The sequence below is a fragment of the Sediminicola arcticus genome, assembly GCF_040566695.1.
Taxonomy (GTDB): Bacteria; Bacteroidota; Bacteroidia; order Flavobacteriales; family Flavobacteriaceae; genus Sediminicola; species Sediminicola arcticus.
In genome coordinates this window covers 377,947-392,743 of the sequence record NZ_JBEXAE010000001.1, presented here as the reverse complement: position 1 = coordinate 392,743, position 14,797 = coordinate 377,947, and the positions used below count along the sequence as shown (strand labels likewise).

The window sequence follows — 14,797 nt, the reverse complement described above, 5'->3', positions numbered from 1 at the left end:
ATGCGTCTGGTTTTAACCATCCTAATTCTTATTTATACGGACCGCTCCCCTGTTTATCCTGAAGTATCTTCTTGGGGCTTAGTACCGCATTGGGTAAAAAATAAGGATCAACTAAAAAAAGTATGGAACAGTAACCTAAATGCAAGGGGAGAAACCATCTTTGAAAAACCATCGTTTAGGGAGGCTGCGAAAAATAGTCGTTGTATTATTTATATAGATGGTTTTTACGAACACCATCATTTTAATGGAAAAACCTATCCTTTTTATATAGAAAAGAAAGATCATAGTCCTATGGCATTAGCCGGATTGTGGAGTGATTGGTATGAAGCCAACACAAAAACCTGGCTAAATACATTTTCTATTGTAACCACAACTGGTAATTCTATGATGTCTAAAATCCATAACAATCCAAAACTAAATGGAGCGAGAATGCCAGTCATTTTACATTCAGAATTAGAGAATGAATGGTTAAAACCCGTTCATGATGATTTGGATAAACAACAGTTAGAAAAGATGATTTCTGCCTTTCCTGAAAATAAACTGGAAGCCTACACAGTTGGAAGGTTAAGAGGAAAGGAATACATGGGGAATGTGCCTGATGTCTCTGAGGAGCTAGTTTACGAAGAGTTGGTTTATAGCCATATCTAATCTTACATAGTGATACTGCCTAATAATCGCTTTTATATGGTAATGTGCCCTTCTGGAACAATAATTATTTTTCTTGTCGTAAGACCTTACTAAAAACAAAAGCTCCAATTTCTTTTATGGGATCATAGAGGACAGATTTTTCAATGGTTTCTTCGTTTACGATACCGAATTTAAAAACGGAGTCATGGAAAAATATTAAAAATGCACCCAAAATTACGGCTACTTTTAACATGCCAAAAACACCTCCAGCAATTCTATTTAAAAGTCCAAGCATGGCAAAATCAATTACTTTGGTAAGTAGCCTGCCTACAAGGGATACCAAGAGTATAATAATTATAAAGGTGATGATAAAGGCTGTAAGATTCATGTAATTTTCATCCCAATCTAAATGCCCAGAAAGATAGTTTCCAACAATATAGGAGAAGTGAATCGCACCATAAAGACCTGCTATTAGGGCAATAAGGGAGGCTATTTCTATTAGAAGTCCATTTTTTAACCCTTTTAAAAGCCCAAAAAGCAATAAGATGCCTAAAACAATATCCAAAAAACTCATATAACTGTGTTTTCACAAATATAGAATTTTGATTTGTACCTTTGGGGCTACTTTAAAAGTCATGGCTAGAGATATTGAATTAAAAGAACGATGGGATGTGTTGGTAACCAAGTTATCCGCCCAATTTGCAGATGGAGATCCTTTGGAGCTAGATGCTATAATTTATTTGGTAGGCGTTCAGGAATTAGGGCAATTGCATAGGGAGTTCAAGAAGGATGAAAAAGTGAACCTAATGCACATCGCCATTTGTAGGCTTTTAGAGCCCTATGGCTACTACGAGTTTCATTTTTTTGATGAAGAAGGTTGGCCACATTATACCATAAAAGAAGAACTACCTACCCTGAAGTCGGGAGAGCAATCGATCTTAATGAAAGAGGCCCTAGTTGGCTATTTTGTGGAGAAGGAATATATCAACTGAGTTTATGCATCTTGATACTCCATACTATGCGGTTATTTTCACCTCTACGAGAACAGTTGGAGACAATGGGTACGCTTCAATGGCTAATTTGATGGAGGAAATGGCTAAACAGCAACCGGGATATCTTGGGATAGAAAGTGCCCGGGATAATATTGGGATTACGGTGAGTTATTGGAAAAACTTACAGGCAATCGCGGATTGGAAGCAGCAAACAGAACATATATTGGCCCAAAAAAAAGGCATTTCAGATTGGTACGGCTCCTATAAAGTTCGAATATGTTTGGTTGAACGGGAGTATAGCTTCAGTAAGGAAAATTAATTTTAATCCTTTTGTGAATTTAATTTTCAACTGTGATCACTTGGTTGGTTAATCCAATTTATCCGTCAGCTTTTGGAAAACTAGTTTGGCATTCTTATTCTCGTAGAGAATTTCATAAACCGCATTCATAATTGGTGTCTTTGATTTCTTTTTGTGCTTTTGATTTATTTGATAAGCACTTTTTGTGGCATAATATCCTTCCGCAACCATACTCATTTCCATCATGGCACTTTTTACGGTATACCCCTTGCCTATCATATTACCGAACATACGGTTACGACTAAAAACTGAATAACCTGTAACCAAAAGATCACCTAAATATGCCGAATTATTAATATTGCGCTTCATATGGTGAACACGTTTTATAAAGCGTTTCATCTCTCTTATGGCATTGCTCATTAATACACTCTGAAAGTTATCTCCGTACCCTAAGCCGTGGGCCATACCTGCTGCGATGGCATAAATATTCTTAAGCATTGCTGCATACTCCGTGCCAATGATATCGTCTGAGATTTTGGTCTTTATGTATTCACTACTTAAATTCTTCGCCAGCAGTTGAGCCTTTGATTTGTCCGCACATGCAATGGTGAGATATGATAAACGTTCTAATGCCACTTCTTCGGCATGGCAAGGTCCAGTGATAACTCCAATATTTTCAAACGGGATGTCATATTTTTCGTGAAAGTGCTCGCCAACAATCATTCCTGTTTCTGGTACAATTCCTTTAATTGCTGAAAAGATGATCTTGTCTTTTAATGATGCAGTTAAGTGTGATAGCTCTGTATTTAAAAATGCAGAAGGAATTGCAAAGATTAAGACATCTGAATTTTCAACAGCAGTATTAATAGAACTGGTTAGATTTAGCTTGTCTATATTAAACTCCACTGAGCTTAAGTAATTGGGATTATGCTTTTGGATCTTTATGTGGTTTATGGCATCTTCATTACGCATATACCAAAAGACCTGGTCTAAATTTTCGGTTAACATTTTAACAATAGCAGTAGCCCAACTACCACCTCCCAACACAGCAAATTGTAAATTTTTTTTCATTGAAAAAATTATTCTGTCCAAATGTACTTAAAAAACTGAGTATCACCTTAACCGCTAAAAAACAGATAGTTATGCGTCTTACCAAGAAATGAGTACTGAAAAAATACAAAAATAAAATTGTAAACAGGGAGTTCGGGCACTCAAAATAGCAAACAAATCTAAAGAAAAAAATAAGTATGGTAATGTAGTTAAATCTTATTTTTGTACCCCAAAAGGTCTATTGCCCATGGTTATAAAGTAGTAATAGCAAATTCATTATGGGTAAAGCTTAAGGGATGTGCAAAATGTGTTTACTATTCCTCATCATTTCACAAATACGTCTAAAATCTGGCTATTAATTGCTCAATAATGGCTTTAACCGAGTAAAATTGGTATTTTTGCCGGCTTTATTAATTACGATATCGCATGGAAATTATCGGGATCGTTTTTTATTTGACAATTTCAAAGCGGGATATTCCCAGAATAGCTGGCCAGTCGTCATAAATTATTTATTCAAAATCTAATGAAGAAGTATTTAAATCTATTTGATTTTTCACAGAAGGTTAATTACAGGACAGAAATATTATCGGGAATTACCGTGGCTTTTGCCCTTGTTCCAGAAGCAATTGCCTTTGCCTTGATACCTGGATTTTCTCCTTTAACGGGACTTTATGCTGCTTTTGTAGTTGCCTTGATTACCTCCATTTTAGGTGGTAGACCTGGCATGATATCTGGGGCGACAGGGGCTGTTGCTGTAATTTTTATAGGTCTTATTCTAGAGTTGAAGGATAATTTTCCTGACATAACCCCTGAAACAATATTGAATTATGTTTTCGCTACCGTAATAATTGCCGGGTTATTGCAGATATTGGCTGGGGTATTGAAATTGGGGAAGTTTATTAGATTGGTGCCCCATCCCGTGATGTTCGGATTTGTAAATGGGTTGGCCATTATTATATTTATGGCACAGTTTCCTAACTTTTATGAGAAGGGAACTACAGACCTTTTATCAGGTTCTGCATTTTGGACCATGCTCGGGCTAACCATTTTGACTATGGTTATTATTTGGGGTTTCCCAAAGATCACCAAAGCTATTCCATCTTCCCTATTGGCAATCGTTGTAGTTTCTGCCATTGTCATTGGTTTTGGGGTAGACACTCGGACAGTAGCCGATACTATTGCGGCAGGAGAAAGTATTAAAGGTGGGTTTCCTCCTTTGTCGATTCCAAATATCCCTTTATCCTTGGAAACTTTTAAAATCATATTTCCTTACGCTGCAATTGTAGCAGGCGTAGGATTAATTGAAAGTCTTTTGACCCTAAATATTATTGATGAAATTACCGATACACGGGGAAGTGGAAACAAGGAATGTATTGCTCAGGGAACAGCCAATATATTTTCAGGCTTCCTATCGGGAATGGGTGGTTGTGCAATGATAGGCCAAAGTTTAATCAACACATCTGCTGGGGCAAGAGCTCGTTTATCCGGGATTACAGCAGCCATTATGTTGTTGGTGTTTATTATGTTTGGATCAAGTGTCATAGAACGTTTGCCAATGGCTGCATTGGTGGGGCTAATGTTTATGGTGGCGATAGGCACCTTTGAATGGGCGAGTTTTAAGACCTTCAAAAAAATGCCAACCTCAGACGTAGTGGTTATGGTATTGGTGACATTAATAACTGCAGTTACCCATAATTTGGCTATTGCCGTCCTTTTAGGAGTTATCATTTCGGCACTTGCCTATTCTTGGGAAAACGCAAAACGTATTAGAGCACGTAAAAGCATTGATGAAAACGGGGTGAAAATCTACGAAATATATGGCCCACTATTTTTTGGATCTACCTCTGCCTTCGGTGAAAAATTTGATATTATTAATGATCCATCTGATGTTATCATTGATTTTCAGGAGAGTAGGGTGGCGGATATGTCTGGTATTGAAGCCTTAAATAAAATTACCGAACGCTATGCTAAAGTAGGCAAAAAGGTTCATTTAAAGCATCTGAGTAAGGATTGTAAACGGCTATTAGCAAATGCAGATGCCATAATAGAAGTAAATGTTTTGGAAGATCCAACCTATAAGGTTGCTGTGGGAAAATAGAGTATTTTAAACAAAAGGAATTATAAGATAAAGAACCTATCTAAGACATCTAAGACCTTCATATACCACAATCCCTACAGCATTGGCCAAATTTAGACTTCGGATATGCTCATTGTAGATGGGAATTTTAAATAATTGGTGCGCATTGGTTTCTAGGATATCTTTGGATATGCCTGCGGATTCTTTTCCAAAGACGAGAAACATCTCATCTATAAAATCTATGTCCCAATGGTCTTTTGTTCCGTGACTGGATAAAAAGGCCATTTTTTTATTTTTGTGTATTTCAAAGAATTCTTCTGCATTCTGGTAAATGGTGAGAGTGAGGTATTGCCAATAATCTAATCCAGCTCTTTTCACTCGTTTGTCATCCAATTCAAATCCAAAGGGTTTTACCAAGTGAAGGTGAGATCCAGATGCGAGGCTTAACCTGCCTATATTACCCGTATTGTTTGGTATTTCTGGTTCTAGAAGCACAATGTTAAACCCCATAATCTCGTTTCTTAATTATAAATATAAAAGTGCGCTTATCTCTAAACATGTTCAAGATAAGCGCACCCAAAATTTTACTATAATCCTAATTACAGGGTACGTAAGTATTCAGCCACTGCACGTGCATCTTCCTTAGAAAGATTTTGGTTCATCATTTGTGCATTGTTATATTCTTTTAATAATGCTTTGGCAATAGGATCTTCTTTAAGCATTCCCTCAGGGTTGAGAATCATGTTCATTACCCATTCCGGACTTCTACGATCATAAATGTCTTTAAGGGCAGGCCCAATCATTCGTTGTTCTGCCATATGACAACTAGTACAAATGGCACTGTATTTTGCTTCTCCTATTGCCGCAAGATCAGCATCAACTGTATCATCAAAGGACATAGATTTTATAGGACCTACACCTTTGTTACTCAAATCAACGGGAACACCTTCTTCAGAATCTGCCGCTTTCACTTCTTTTTTGGTACGGTTCATTTCAAAACCTTCCTTTTTTTCATCTTTCTTTTCGCCACAACCAACCATGATGGCGCCAAGAGCTAAAATTGCGAGTAATTTTTTCATTTCAGAATCTTATTTATAACCACTAATATAATAAATAGGACCGTTAAAGTACTTCTTCCAAGAAAATTGTAGTTCTTTTTTCTGTGTAGGTTAAATTATCGGGAGCGTAGAAGCCTACATGACCTCCAAATTTTGGCATTTCTAGGAAAAGATTTTGATTTTTTTGTGCTTCCCCAGTGGGATAGCATTCAGGTCCTAAGAAAGAATCATTTTGAGCATTGATCAATAAGGATGGGATAGCGATATTATCTAACAACGGTAGACAGCTACATTTTTTATAATAGTCAAGAGCATCTTTAAACCCGTGGGCCTTACTGGTATAAATGTCGTCAAAATCTTTTAGGGTTCTGATATTTTGAATATTGTAGGCAGTAATCTTTTTAGGAAATAATTCTTGTTTTAATAGCAACTTTTCAATCAAGTGTTTTTTAAAGCGCTTGGCATAAAGGAAATTCCTAGGCTTTAATAATTCCTTTAAGGAACTGTGCAGGTCGCAAGGGACAGAAACAGCAATAGTAGCTTTTAGCTCCTTTGGTAGATCTCGGCCTTTTTCTCCTAAATACCGCAAGGCTAAGTTGCCCCCTAAGCTAAATCCCTTCAATACAATAGCCTCGTAGATTTGCTTGGAGATCACATGTTGAACCACAGCTTCTAAGTCCTCAGTAGCGCCAGAATGGTACGATCTAAATAAACGGTTGGTCTCCCCACTGCAACCTCTGTAATTTACGGCACATACATCAAAGCCGTCATTATTTAAAGCTTTAGCACTTCCCGTAATATAGGGCCTTTGGGCATTTCCTTCCAATCCGTGAAGTAGAATAGCAACCTTGTTGGTTTTTCTGATGGAAAAACTCCAATCTAAATCTAAAAAATCTCCATCAGACAAGGAAATTCGTTCCCTTTGCTGAACAATAAGGTCAATTTTGCGGAGCATTCCAGCATAAATGGTAGCTAAATCTCCATTTTTAAATATAAAGGGAGGCTGATATTTTGAGGTGATTATGGGCATTGTTCTACCTTAGATTGATAGTGATGTATAGGTTATTTAGGATAAACTTCCAATAGTTTTATTTGTTCCTTTATAGCCAATGTAAATTCTGTTTTTAGTCTGTTTACTAGTTCCTCAACCGAAATGGTGTCGTCTATTGTGGCTACACCTTGTCCTGCTGACCAAATGGTCTTCCAAGCTTTGGCTTCTGTATCCATTTCCTTGCCAAAATCGACCTTGGTATCTTTTTTTAGATCTTCTGCTGTAATGCCAGCGGCCTTTAAGCTATCCCCAAGAAAATTGGCGTGGACCCCAGATATAGCTGCAGTGTATATAACATCACTAGCAGTAGAATCTTCTATCATTTTTCGATAATTATCATTAGCCATACTCTCTGTGGTATTGATAAAACGGGTGCCCATGTAGGCCAAATCAGCCCCCATTTGCATAGCGGAGGCAATATCCCGCCCTGTACTGATGCAGCCAGAAAGGATAACTGTCTTGTGATAGAAGCGTTTAATTTCTGCTACTAAGGTCATGGGGTTGATGGTACCCGCATGCCCTCCTGCTCCTGCGGCGACAAGGATTAGCCCGTCAACGCCTGCTTCTGCAGCTTTCTCTGCATGTCTTTTTTTAATTACATCGTGAAATACGAGCCCGCCATATCCATGGATGGCATCCACCACTTTGGATACTGCTCCAAGGGAGGTAATAATTAGGGGCACTTTGTGTTTAATGCATAGCATTAGATCTGCTTGTAATCTTGGATTGGTTTGGTGTACAATAAGATTCACTCCAAAGGGAGCAGGCTTTTTACCAGTTTCTTTTTCAAATTTCTCTAGGGCAGTCTTTATTTGAATCAGCCATTCCTCAAAACCTTCACTGGTCCGTTGGTTAAGAGCGGGAAAAGTACCCACAATGCCATTTTTACAGCATTCGATAACCAATTCTGGTCCTGATATTAAAAACATTGGAGCGGCAATAACTGGTAGTGCAAGATCCTTAACGAATGGAGCTTTTGAATTCATGTCTAATCTGTTTATAGAATCTTAAATGTAAGTATAATTGTTGTTTTTTTTATTTTAGAGTAGCTCTCCATCTCAAAACTATGGTATTTTTACAATTATTATGCATGCATAGCAAAAAAATATTCTAAATAATGTATTTAAAAGAGTTTGAAATTCGGTGGGGCGATGTTGATGCGAACAGGCATTTGGGAAATACGGCCTATGTAAATTATATGGGCCATACCCGTATTGCCTTTCTTAATGAACTTGTCTTCAATCAAAAATCGATGGCCGACCACCATATTGGACCCGTAGTTTTCTATGAACACATGTACTATTTTAAAGAGGTATTTCTTGGTAAGCCAGTAAAGGTATCGTTTGAATTGGTGGGTATGAGTGAAGACGGCATGTTCTTCGAATTTCACCACAACTTTTATGATGGGGAGGGAAAAAATTTTGCGCATTGTGAAATGATGGGAGCTTGGATAGATATGAATACTAGGTCATTAACGGGTCTAAGCAATGAGTTTTTGAATAACTTCAATGCAATAGAAAAGTCACCCGTATTCCGAATCTTAACCAAAGAAGATACTCGCAAATTTGCTAAAAAACCTATGGACTTGGTTTAGGTTTTTTTGTGGCCAAATATACTCCTACTAAGACCAAGCCTATGGCTAGTATTTTGATCAAGGTGAGGTAATCCTTCCCTGTAGTCAATGCAAAAAGAATTCCTATCAGTGGTTGTATGTAAACAAAGGCCCCTAAGGTAGAGGCCTTTAATTGGGTTAATGCATATATATTGAATAAATAGGTAAGAAAAGTGGTGCCGATTACTACAAAGGCGATAACACCATACACGTTCGGTGGCATTTGGGACCATTGGATTTCACTAAACTCGGAATATGTTATGGGAAGGTTTATTATCACTGCAATGGTGAACAGCCATTTCATTATGGTAAAGGGGTGATATCTTTCAATCAGGCTTTTGGCAACAATCAAATAGGCGCCGTAACTAGTGGCATTAAGGATAAAAAGAGCATTTCCTAGGGGAATATTGGGTGCGTCTTGCCGTATTTCCCCACCAAAAAGGACAAGTGCTAAGGCTCCTATAAATCCTAGGAACACCCCAGATCCTTTTAATAAGGTAATTTTTTCTTTTATAAGAAGTGCGGATAACACCACTACTATGATTGGGGTTATGGTGACCAATACGGCACTATTGATGGGGGTGGACAAGTCCAATCCCTTAAAAAAGGCCAACATATTAATAACCATTCCCAAGATAGCACAGACCAACACCCGAAGCCAATCCCTGCGTTCTATTTTTTCTTTGGGACCAAAAAAAGATATGCCCCAAAAAAGTATGGCGGCTCCTGTTACCCTAATGAAAATAAACCCAAATGGTTTTACATGCGTCGGCATTACTCCTTTGGCTAAAGTATGGTTAATACCATATATTATGGTAGCCCCAATAGCTGCTAGGATGGCTAGGGTTCTTTTGCTCAAGAGTGCAGGGCTTCTTTAGCAGCCGTCATTTCTTTCTTGCTATTGCCAATAAAGATTTTATTGTCTATCAGGATCACTGGCCGTTTTAAAAAGGTGTAATGTTCTAATATCAATGCCTTTAAATCTTCTTCCTTTAAATCTTTACTGCCCAAGTCTCTTTCCTTATACATCCTCGCCCTTTTGCTAAACAGACTTTCGTAACTGCCAGACAAAAATTTCATTTTTTCCAATTGTTCGGTGGTAATCGCAACTGTTTTTATGTCTTGTAGAACTACATCATCAAGAGGTTGCAACTCTTTCAATATTCTCTTGCAGGTATCACAGGTGCTTAAATGATATATTTTTTTTGTCATGACCAAAACCAAATTTTAAGGTAAATTCAACACAAAGAAACCCAATTCAAATGGATTGTACTATTTTTATAAAAAAATCAAAACATTGGAATACTTACTAGATATTACACTTCAGAATAGAAAAATATTGTACAAATTTCTCACAGAAACACCAAGGGAGAAACTTTTCAAAATTCCGGAAGGCTTCAACAATAACATTTGGTGGAACATTGCCCACGTAGTGGTCACCCAACAATTATTGGTTTATAAAATGAGTAATCTTCAAATGAGGGTTGATGATGAAATGGTCGAAGCTTACAAAAAAGGGACATTTCCTAAAGGAGAAGTATCAGATGAAGAGATAAAAAAGTTGGAAGCACTTTTATTTTCTACTATAGAATGGCTCAAAGAAGACTATGAGAATGGTCTATTCATCGAATTTAACAGTTATACCACAAGTGTGAATGTCACCTTGAATAAAGTAGAAGATTCCATAGCGTTCAACATGTTTCATGAAGGATTACACTTAGGTGCTATTCTAGCTTTAAAAAGGGCAGTTTAAAATTAATTGTCATTTTTTTTTAGTTTAAACGCCAAATAATCCTGGACCTCATTGTAGGGCAAGTTTAATACAATGGGGCCGTCCGCATAAGAAGCCACTTCATATTGGTCATAAAAAAGCTTCATACCTTCCTTGGTAAATCCTATATTCTCAGAAAGGTAAAACCTGTTATCATCAAACATAAAACCTGTACTGTTAATCGATTTTTCTAAAGGCACATGTTCCTGGATTCTAAATTTGGTTTCGGCAAAGTGTATGAAGGTGTCAAGATCTTTAAATAACTCCCAATTTTCTAATTCCAAACCTTTCTTTTTGTCAAAGTTTAGAAAGCGAGTGGGCGTATACCCGTGTGCGCCACCGGTAAAAATATAGGTCTTTAATTGAATGGTTACTATATTCTCATCCTCATAAGCAACCTCTCCATCAATCTTAACCTCCCAACCTATAGATTCATCTGGGAACTTGTTTTTTTGTATTGTATACCCATTCTTGAAAGAGCTGATTGCTTCTTCAATTGTGGTAACGTTAATGCCATCTTCAAAGGTCAACAAATAGATGATTTCTTCTTTTAGAGAATTGTTTATAGTCTTTGAGATCTTTGAATCTTCCAGGGCATTGGGAATGCTTATTTTTACACTTGTACAATTAGTGCATTGATCACCTAAATATACAATTGGTTCAAAAGCTATTTTATCTTCTTTTTCACAGCTGGCAAAGGTCAGAATAAGTACTATTAAAAAAGACAAAAGGTGCTTCATAGAATTGAGGTTGATTGGGTTACAAATGTACTGCTTCATTGCATTCATCAAAAGATAACAATACATTTGTAGTAGAAAATTTTAATGTGAGCAATAAAGACTTAAGATTCAATAGTAAAACCATTCATGGTGGGCAACACCCAGACAAGGCTTACGGTGCTGTAATGCCTCCAATATATCAAACGTCTACCTATGCACAAACCACACCCGGTGGGCATCAGGGATTCGAATATTCCCGAAGTGCAAATCCTACTAGGACCGCATTGGAAAATTCCTTAGCGAGTATAGAAAATGGAAATTACGGTTTGGCATTTGGTAGTGGATTAGCTGCTATAGATGCTGTTATAAAATTATTGTCTCCGGGAGATGAGGTTGTATCCACCAACGATCTTTACGGGGGTAGTTATAGGTTGTTCAAAAAGATTTTTGAAAAATTTGGGATTACCTTTCATTTTATAGGTATGCAAAATGCGGAAAAAATTTCTGATTATATTACTGAGAAAACAAAACTCATTTGGGTGGAAACACCCACGAATCCCATGATGAATGTTATTGACATTGCTTCGGTTTCAAAATTGGCCAAAAAGCACAATATTCTTTTGGCTGTAGACAATACGTTTGCCACGCCTTATTTACAACTACCGTTGGACTTAGGGGCCGACATCGTTATGCATTCTGCCACAAAATATTTGGGAGGCCACAGCGATGTGGTAGTCGGGGCCTTAGTGGTAAAGGATAAAGAATTAGCAGATCAGTTGTACTTTATTCAAAACGCCAGTGGGGCGGTTTGCGGACCCATGGATAGTTTTTTGGTATTAAGAGGGATAAAAACGTTACATATTAGAATGCAACGCCATTGTGAGAATGGTAGGGCCATTGCCCAATATCTGAAGAACCATCCAAAAATTGAAAAGGTGTATTGGCCTGGTTTTGAGGATCACCCAAACCATCATATTGCTAAAAGCCAAATGAAAGATTTTGGAGGGATGATTTCTTTTGTCTCCAAAGGGGCTAATTATAAAGATGCCATAGCTATCGTAGAAAAATTAAAATTATTCACTTTGGCCGAATCTTTAGGTGGAGTTGAAAGCTTAGCGGGACACCCGGCTAGTATGACGCACGCAAGTATCCCAAAAGAAGAACGCGAAAAACATGGGGTTGTAGATGCCTTGATTCGCTTAAGCGTTGGTATTGAAGACGAAAACGATCTTATAGCCGATTTAGAACAGGCTATTGGATAATTTTTTGTCAAATTTTTAAAAAAATAGGCTCTAAATTGTTGGAATACTATAATTTTGCCCGTATATTTTTAATTCATCAAGATTAATAATAATCAAGTTTTTATGGAAGCAAAGATTAAAGCGTTTATGGACGAGGTAACAACTCGAAATGGACACGAGCCAGAATTCATTCAGGCAGTTCATGAAGTAGCTGAAACCGTAATACCTTATATAGCAAAACACGATATCTACAACGGGAAGAATATCCTTTTAAGGATGGTAGAACCAGAGAGATTAATTTCTTTCAGAGTTTCTTGGGTAGATGATAATGGAGAGATTCATGTAAACAGGGGATATAGGGTTCAAATGAACTCTGCCATTGGACCATACAAAGGTGGTTTGCGTTTTCACCCAACAGTAAATGCAAGTATCCTTAAATTCTTGGCTTTCGAGCAAGTATTTAAAAATAGTTTAACCACCTTGCCTATGGGTGGTGGTAAAGGAGGTTCTGATTTTGATCCTAAAGGAAAGTCAGACGACGAAGTAATGCGTTTTTGCCATGCTTTTATGACTGAATTATGCAGACATATTGGCCCAAACACTGACGTTCCTGCTGGAGATATAGGAGTAGGTGCCAGGGAAATAGGTTTCTTATTCGGCATGTACAAGAAGATAAGAAATGAGTTTACTGGAGTACTTACAGGAAAAGGCCTTTCTTGGGGTGGTTCCTTAATTCGTCCTGAAGCTACTGGATACGGTACAGTGTATTTTGCACAAAGTATGATGCAGACGCAAGGGAAAGATTTTTCAGGGAAGAATGTTGTGATCTCAGGTTCTGGAAACGTAGCTCAATTCGCTGCTGAAAAGGCATTGCAATTAGGAGCCAAGGTCCTTACCTTATCAGATTCTGAAGGCTTTATTCATGACAAGGATGGTATTAACGAAGAGAAATTGGCATTTGTTATGGATTTGAAAAATAACAAAAGAGGTCGAATTTCCGAGTACGTTGAAAAATATAAATCTGCTACTTTCCATAAAGGGGAAAGACCTTGGGGTGTTGCTTGTGATGTTGCTCTTCCATGTGCTACTCAAAATGAATTGAATGGAGAGGAAGCTAAAACACTTATCAAGAACGGATGTATTTGTGTTGCTGAAGGAGCCAATATGCCTTCTATGCCAGAAGCGATCTACGAGTTCCATGATGCCAAAATATTGTTCGCACCAGGAAAAGCTTCTAATGCCGGAGGTGTTGCGACTTCTGGTTTGGAAATGTCACAAAACTCATTGAGGATAAGCTGGACAAGAGCAGAGGTTGACGACAGATTAAAAGGAATTATGGAGGATATCCACGATTCTTGTATACAATATGGTAAGGATGAGGATGGATATTGTAATTATGTAAAGGGAGCAAATATTGCTGGCTTTGTGAAGGTTGCGGATGCTATGCTTGCCCAAGGTGTTATTTAAAGACATCTTTTGATAATATAAAAGGCTTTCCAGTTGTTTTGGAAAGCCTTTTTGTTTTTGTCTTATTTTATATAGTGCGAACCTCCTATCTTTGAAATTCCTAAACACTTTCAATGCAAATAACAACTAAGGCTATAGTTCTTTCAGGGCTTAAATACGGTGATACCAGTCTTATCGTAAAAGCATTTACGGAGCAAAGTGGCTTAAAAACATATCTGCTAAAAGGGATTTTGGCATCTAAAAAGGGGAAAATGAAATCGGCTTATTTTCAGCCTTTGATGCAATTGGAAGTGGTAGCTTACCACAAAAACAAGGGAACCATGGAAAGTATCAGGGAGGTTCGGGTAAATTACCACTACGAATCCTTACATACCAACATAACAAAAAATGCCATGACCCTATTTTTAGCAGAAATGCTGGCTAATAGTATTTTTGAGGAAGAGGAAAACCAGGAACTGTTCCAATTTATAGAGGCATCGTTGCAGTGGTTAGATACACACCATGAGATCTCTAATTTTCACTTGCATTTTTTATTGCGATTGACCAAGTATTTTGGCTTTTTCCCGCAGCTGGATACAACAGACGCCCCCTATTTTGATTTGGTTGCTGGAGAGTTTGGACAGAGCCCTACATTGCACCCCATGTTATATGGGGAAAACTTAATTTTCTTTAAAACGTTTTTGGGCATAAAATTTGATGAGTTACATTCTGTAAAAATGAAAAAGGTGAACCGGCAAGAATTGCTAAAATCGCTGATTTTATATTATGAATTACACTTACAGGGATTTCGAAAACCAAAATCTCTAGCGGTTTTAAATGAAGTTTTCAGTTAGT

At 37.5% G+C, this 14,797-nt stretch carries 18 protein-coding genes; 9 read left to right on the top strand and 9 right to left on the bottom strand.

From position 1 onward, the window contains the following. Entirely contained in the window at positions 1 to 648 is a 648-nt protein-coding gene (locus ABXZ36_RS01755; RefSeq protein WP_354613738.1) for an SOS response-associated peptidase, read from the top strand. A 64-nt stretch (positions 649 to 712) separates the two neighbouring features. Here the strand turns inward: ABXZ36_RS01755 and ABXZ36_RS01750 are convergent, their stop codons facing one another. Next, the gene (locus ABXZ36_RS01750) at positions 713 to 1,201 is read right to left on the bottom strand and encodes a CvpA family protein (RefSeq protein WP_354613737.1); all 489 of its coding nucleotides are present in this window, start codon (positions 1,199 to 1,201) and stop codon (positions 713 to 715) included. 61 nt (positions 1,202 to 1,262) lie between these two features. Here ABXZ36_RS01750 and ABXZ36_RS01745 point away from each other — a divergent pair, with 61 nt between their 5' ends. Together ABXZ36_RS01745 and ABXZ36_RS01740 are read left to right on the top strand one after the other, a co-directional pair. After that, a complete protein-coding gene (locus ABXZ36_RS01745; RefSeq protein ID WP_354613736.1) occupies positions 1,263 to 1,619 on the top strand; it encodes a hypothetical protein in 357 nt (118 codons plus the stop codon). Between the two features lie 4 nt (positions 1,620 to 1,623). Continuing rightward, positions 1,624 to 1,938 (top strand): antibiotic biosynthesis monooxygenase family protein, encoded by a 315-nt coding sequence (locus tag ABXZ36_RS01740; RefSeq protein ID WP_354613735.1) that lies wholly within the window; start codon positions 1,624 to 1,626, stop codon positions 1,936 to 1,938. A 48-nt stretch (positions 1,939 to 1,986) separates the two neighbouring features. Here the strand turns inward: ABXZ36_RS01740 and ABXZ36_RS01735 are convergent, their stop codons facing one another. Further along, positions 1,987 to 2,988: an NAD(P)H-dependent glycerol-3-phosphate dehydrogenase gene (locus tag ABXZ36_RS01735; protein WP_354613734.1), complete on the bottom strand. Its 1,002-nt coding sequence runs from the start codon at positions 2,986 to 2,988 to the stop codon at positions 1,987 to 1,989. Between the two features lie 502 nt (positions 2,989 to 3,490). Between ABXZ36_RS01735 and ABXZ36_RS01730 the strand changes: the two genes are divergently transcribed. Then, complete coding sequence (locus ABXZ36_RS01730; protein ID WP_354613733.1) at positions 3,491 to 5,065, top strand: SulP family inorganic anion transporter; 1,575 nt, start codon at positions 3,491 to 3,493, stop codon at positions 5,063 to 5,065. A 36-nt stretch (positions 5,066 to 5,101) separates the two neighbouring features. On the opposite strand, the gene ABXZ36_RS01725 is transcribed toward ABXZ36_RS01730, so the two are convergent. The 4 genes from ABXZ36_RS01725 to ABXZ36_RS01710 all read right to left on the bottom strand — a co-directional run bounded on the left by ABXZ36_RS01725 (position 5,102) and on the right by ABXZ36_RS01710 (position 8,139). Next, complete coding sequence (locus ABXZ36_RS01725) at positions 5,102 to 5,554, bottom strand: tRNA (cytidine(34)-2'-O)-methyltransferase (RefSeq protein WP_354613732.1); 453 nt, start codon at positions 5,552 to 5,554, stop codon at positions 5,102 to 5,104. 89 nt (positions 5,555 to 5,643) lie between these two features. Beyond that, positions 5,644 to 6,123: a c-type cytochrome gene (locus ABXZ36_RS01720; protein WP_354613731.1), complete on the bottom strand. Its 480-nt coding sequence runs from the start codon at positions 6,121 to 6,123 to the stop codon at positions 5,644 to 5,646. A gap of 43 nt (positions 6,124 to 6,166) precedes the next feature. Further along, positions 6,167 to 7,132, bottom strand: a complete 966-nt coding sequence (locus ABXZ36_RS01715; protein ID WP_354613730.1) for a YheT family hydrolase — start codon at positions 7,130 to 7,132, stop codon at positions 6,167 to 6,169. Positions 7,133 to 7,164: 32 nt separating this feature from the next. After that, positions 7,165 to 8,139 (bottom strand): NAD(P)H-dependent flavin oxidoreductase, encoded by a 975-nt coding sequence (locus tag ABXZ36_RS01710; protein WP_354613729.1) that lies wholly within the window; start codon positions 8,137 to 8,139, stop codon positions 7,165 to 7,167. 131 nt (positions 8,140 to 8,270) lie between these two features. Here ABXZ36_RS01710 and ABXZ36_RS01705 point away from each other — a divergent pair, with 131 nt between their 5' ends. Next, a complete protein-coding gene (locus ABXZ36_RS01705) occupies positions 8,271 to 8,747 on the top strand; it encodes an acyl-CoA thioesterase (RefSeq protein ID WP_354613728.1) in 477 nt (158 codons plus the stop codon). On the opposite strand, the gene ABXZ36_RS01700 is transcribed toward ABXZ36_RS01705, so the two are convergent. After that, a complete protein-coding gene (locus tag ABXZ36_RS01700) occupies positions 8,731 to 9,624 on the bottom strand; it encodes a DMT family transporter (RefSeq protein WP_354613727.1) in 894 nt (297 codons plus the stop codon). The two genes, ABXZ36_RS01705 and ABXZ36_RS01700, sit on opposite strands and share 17 nt — an antisense overlap. After that, on the bottom strand, positions 9,621 to 9,977 hold the full coding sequence (locus ABXZ36_RS01695; RefSeq protein WP_354613726.1) for an arsenate reductase family protein: 357 nt from the start codon (positions 9,975 to 9,977) through the stop codon (positions 9,621 to 9,623). Before ABXZ36_RS01695 ends, ABXZ36_RS01700 begins: the two co-directional genes overlap by 4 nt. An 85-nt stretch (positions 9,978 to 10,062) precedes the next feature. On the opposite strand from ABXZ36_RS01695, the gene ABXZ36_RS01690 reads away from it, so the two are divergent. Then, on the top strand, positions 10,063 to 10,518 hold the full coding sequence (locus ABXZ36_RS01690; RefSeq protein WP_354613725.1) for a DinB family protein: 456 nt from the start codon (positions 10,063 to 10,065) through the stop codon (positions 10,516 to 10,518). 2 nt (positions 10,519 to 10,520) lie between these two features. On the opposite strand, the gene ABXZ36_RS01685 is transcribed toward ABXZ36_RS01690, so the two are convergent. Next, positions 10,521 to 11,276, bottom strand: a complete 756-nt coding sequence (locus ABXZ36_RS01685) for a DUF3298 and DUF4163 domain-containing protein (RefSeq protein ID WP_354613724.1) — start codon at positions 11,274 to 11,276, stop codon at positions 10,521 to 10,523. Positions 11,277 to 11,362: 86 nt separating this feature from the next. Between ABXZ36_RS01685 and ABXZ36_RS01680 the strand changes: the two genes are divergently transcribed. The 3 genes from ABXZ36_RS01680 (at position 11,363) to recO (ending at position 14,796) form a co-directional block, all read left to right on the top strand. Further along, positions 11,363 to 12,517 carry a cystathionine gamma-synthase gene (locus tag ABXZ36_RS01680; RefSeq protein WP_354613723.1) on the top strand — a complete coding sequence of 385 codons (1,155 nt, stop codon included), beginning with the start codon at positions 11,363 to 11,365 and terminating at the stop codon, positions 12,515 to 12,517. Between the two features lie 102 nt (positions 12,518 to 12,619). Further along, positions 12,620 to 13,963 (top strand): NADP-specific glutamate dehydrogenase, encoded by a 1,344-nt coding sequence (gdhA, locus tag ABXZ36_RS01675; RefSeq protein ID WP_354613722.1) that lies wholly within the window; start codon positions 12,620 to 12,622, stop codon positions 13,961 to 13,963. A gap of 113 nt (positions 13,964 to 14,076) precedes the next feature. Beyond that, positions 14,077 to 14,796, top strand: coding sequence for a DNA repair protein RecO (gene recO, locus ABXZ36_RS01670; protein WP_354613721.1), 720 nt, complete (start codon positions 14,077 to 14,079; stop codon positions 14,794 to 14,796). Position 14,797 lies beyond the last annotated feature (1 nt).

Bases quoted from the DNA above. Each gene is read 5' to 3' on its own strand.
- ABXZ36_RS01755 (WP_354613738.1), top strand. From the start codon at position 1: ATGCGTCTGGTTTTAACCATCCTAATTCTTATTTATACGGACCGCTCC.
- ABXZ36_RS01750 (WP_354613737.1), bottom strand. From the start codon at position 1,201: ATGAGTTTTTTGGATATTGTTTTAGGCATCTTATTGCTTTTTGGGCTT.
- ABXZ36_RS01745 (WP_354613736.1), top strand. From the start codon at position 1,263: ATGGCTAGAGATATTGAATTAAAAGAACGATGGGATGTGTTGGTAACC.
- ABXZ36_RS01740 (WP_354613735.1), top strand. From the start codon at position 1,624: ATGCATCTTGATACTCCATACTATGCGGTTATTTTCACCTCTACGAGA.
- ABXZ36_RS01735 (WP_354613734.1), bottom strand. From the start codon at position 2,988: ATGAAAAAAAATTTACAATTTGCTGTGTTGGGAGGTGGTAGTTGGGCT.
- ABXZ36_RS01730 (WP_354613733.1), top strand. From the start codon at position 3,491: ATGAAGAAGTATTTAAATCTATTTGATTTTTCACAGAAGGTTAATTAC.
- ABXZ36_RS01725 (WP_354613732.1), bottom strand. From the start codon at position 5,554: ATGGGGTTTAACATTGTGCTTCTAGAACCAGAAATACCAAACAATACG.
- ABXZ36_RS01720 (WP_354613731.1), bottom strand. From the start codon at position 6,123: ATGAAAAAATTACTCGCAATTTTAGCTCTTGGCGCCATCATGGTTGGT.
- ABXZ36_RS01715 (WP_354613730.1), bottom strand. From the start codon at position 7,132: ATGCCCATAATCACCTCAAAATATCAGCCTCCCTTTATATTTAAAAAT.
- ABXZ36_RS01710 (WP_354613729.1), bottom strand. From the start codon at position 8,139: ATGAATTCAAAAGCTCCATTCGTTAAGGATCTTGCACTACCAGTTATT.
- ABXZ36_RS01705 (WP_354613728.1), top strand. From the start codon at position 8,271: ATGTATTTAAAAGAGTTTGAAATTCGGTGGGGCGATGTTGATGCGAAC.
- ABXZ36_RS01695 (WP_354613726.1), bottom strand. From the start codon at position 9,977: ATGACAAAAAAAATATATCATTTAAGCACCTGTGATACCTGCAAGAGA.
- ABXZ36_RS01685 (WP_354613724.1), bottom strand. From the start codon at position 11,276: ATGAAGCACCTTTTGTCTTTTTTAATAGTACTTATTCTGACCTTTGCC.
- gdhA (WP_354613722.1), top strand. From the start codon at position 12,620: ATGGAAGCAAAGATTAAAGCGTTTATGGACGAGGTAACAACTCGAAAT.
- recO (WP_354613721.1), top strand. From the start codon at position 14,077: ATGCAAATAACAACTAAGGCTATAGTTCTTTCAGGGCTTAAATACGGT.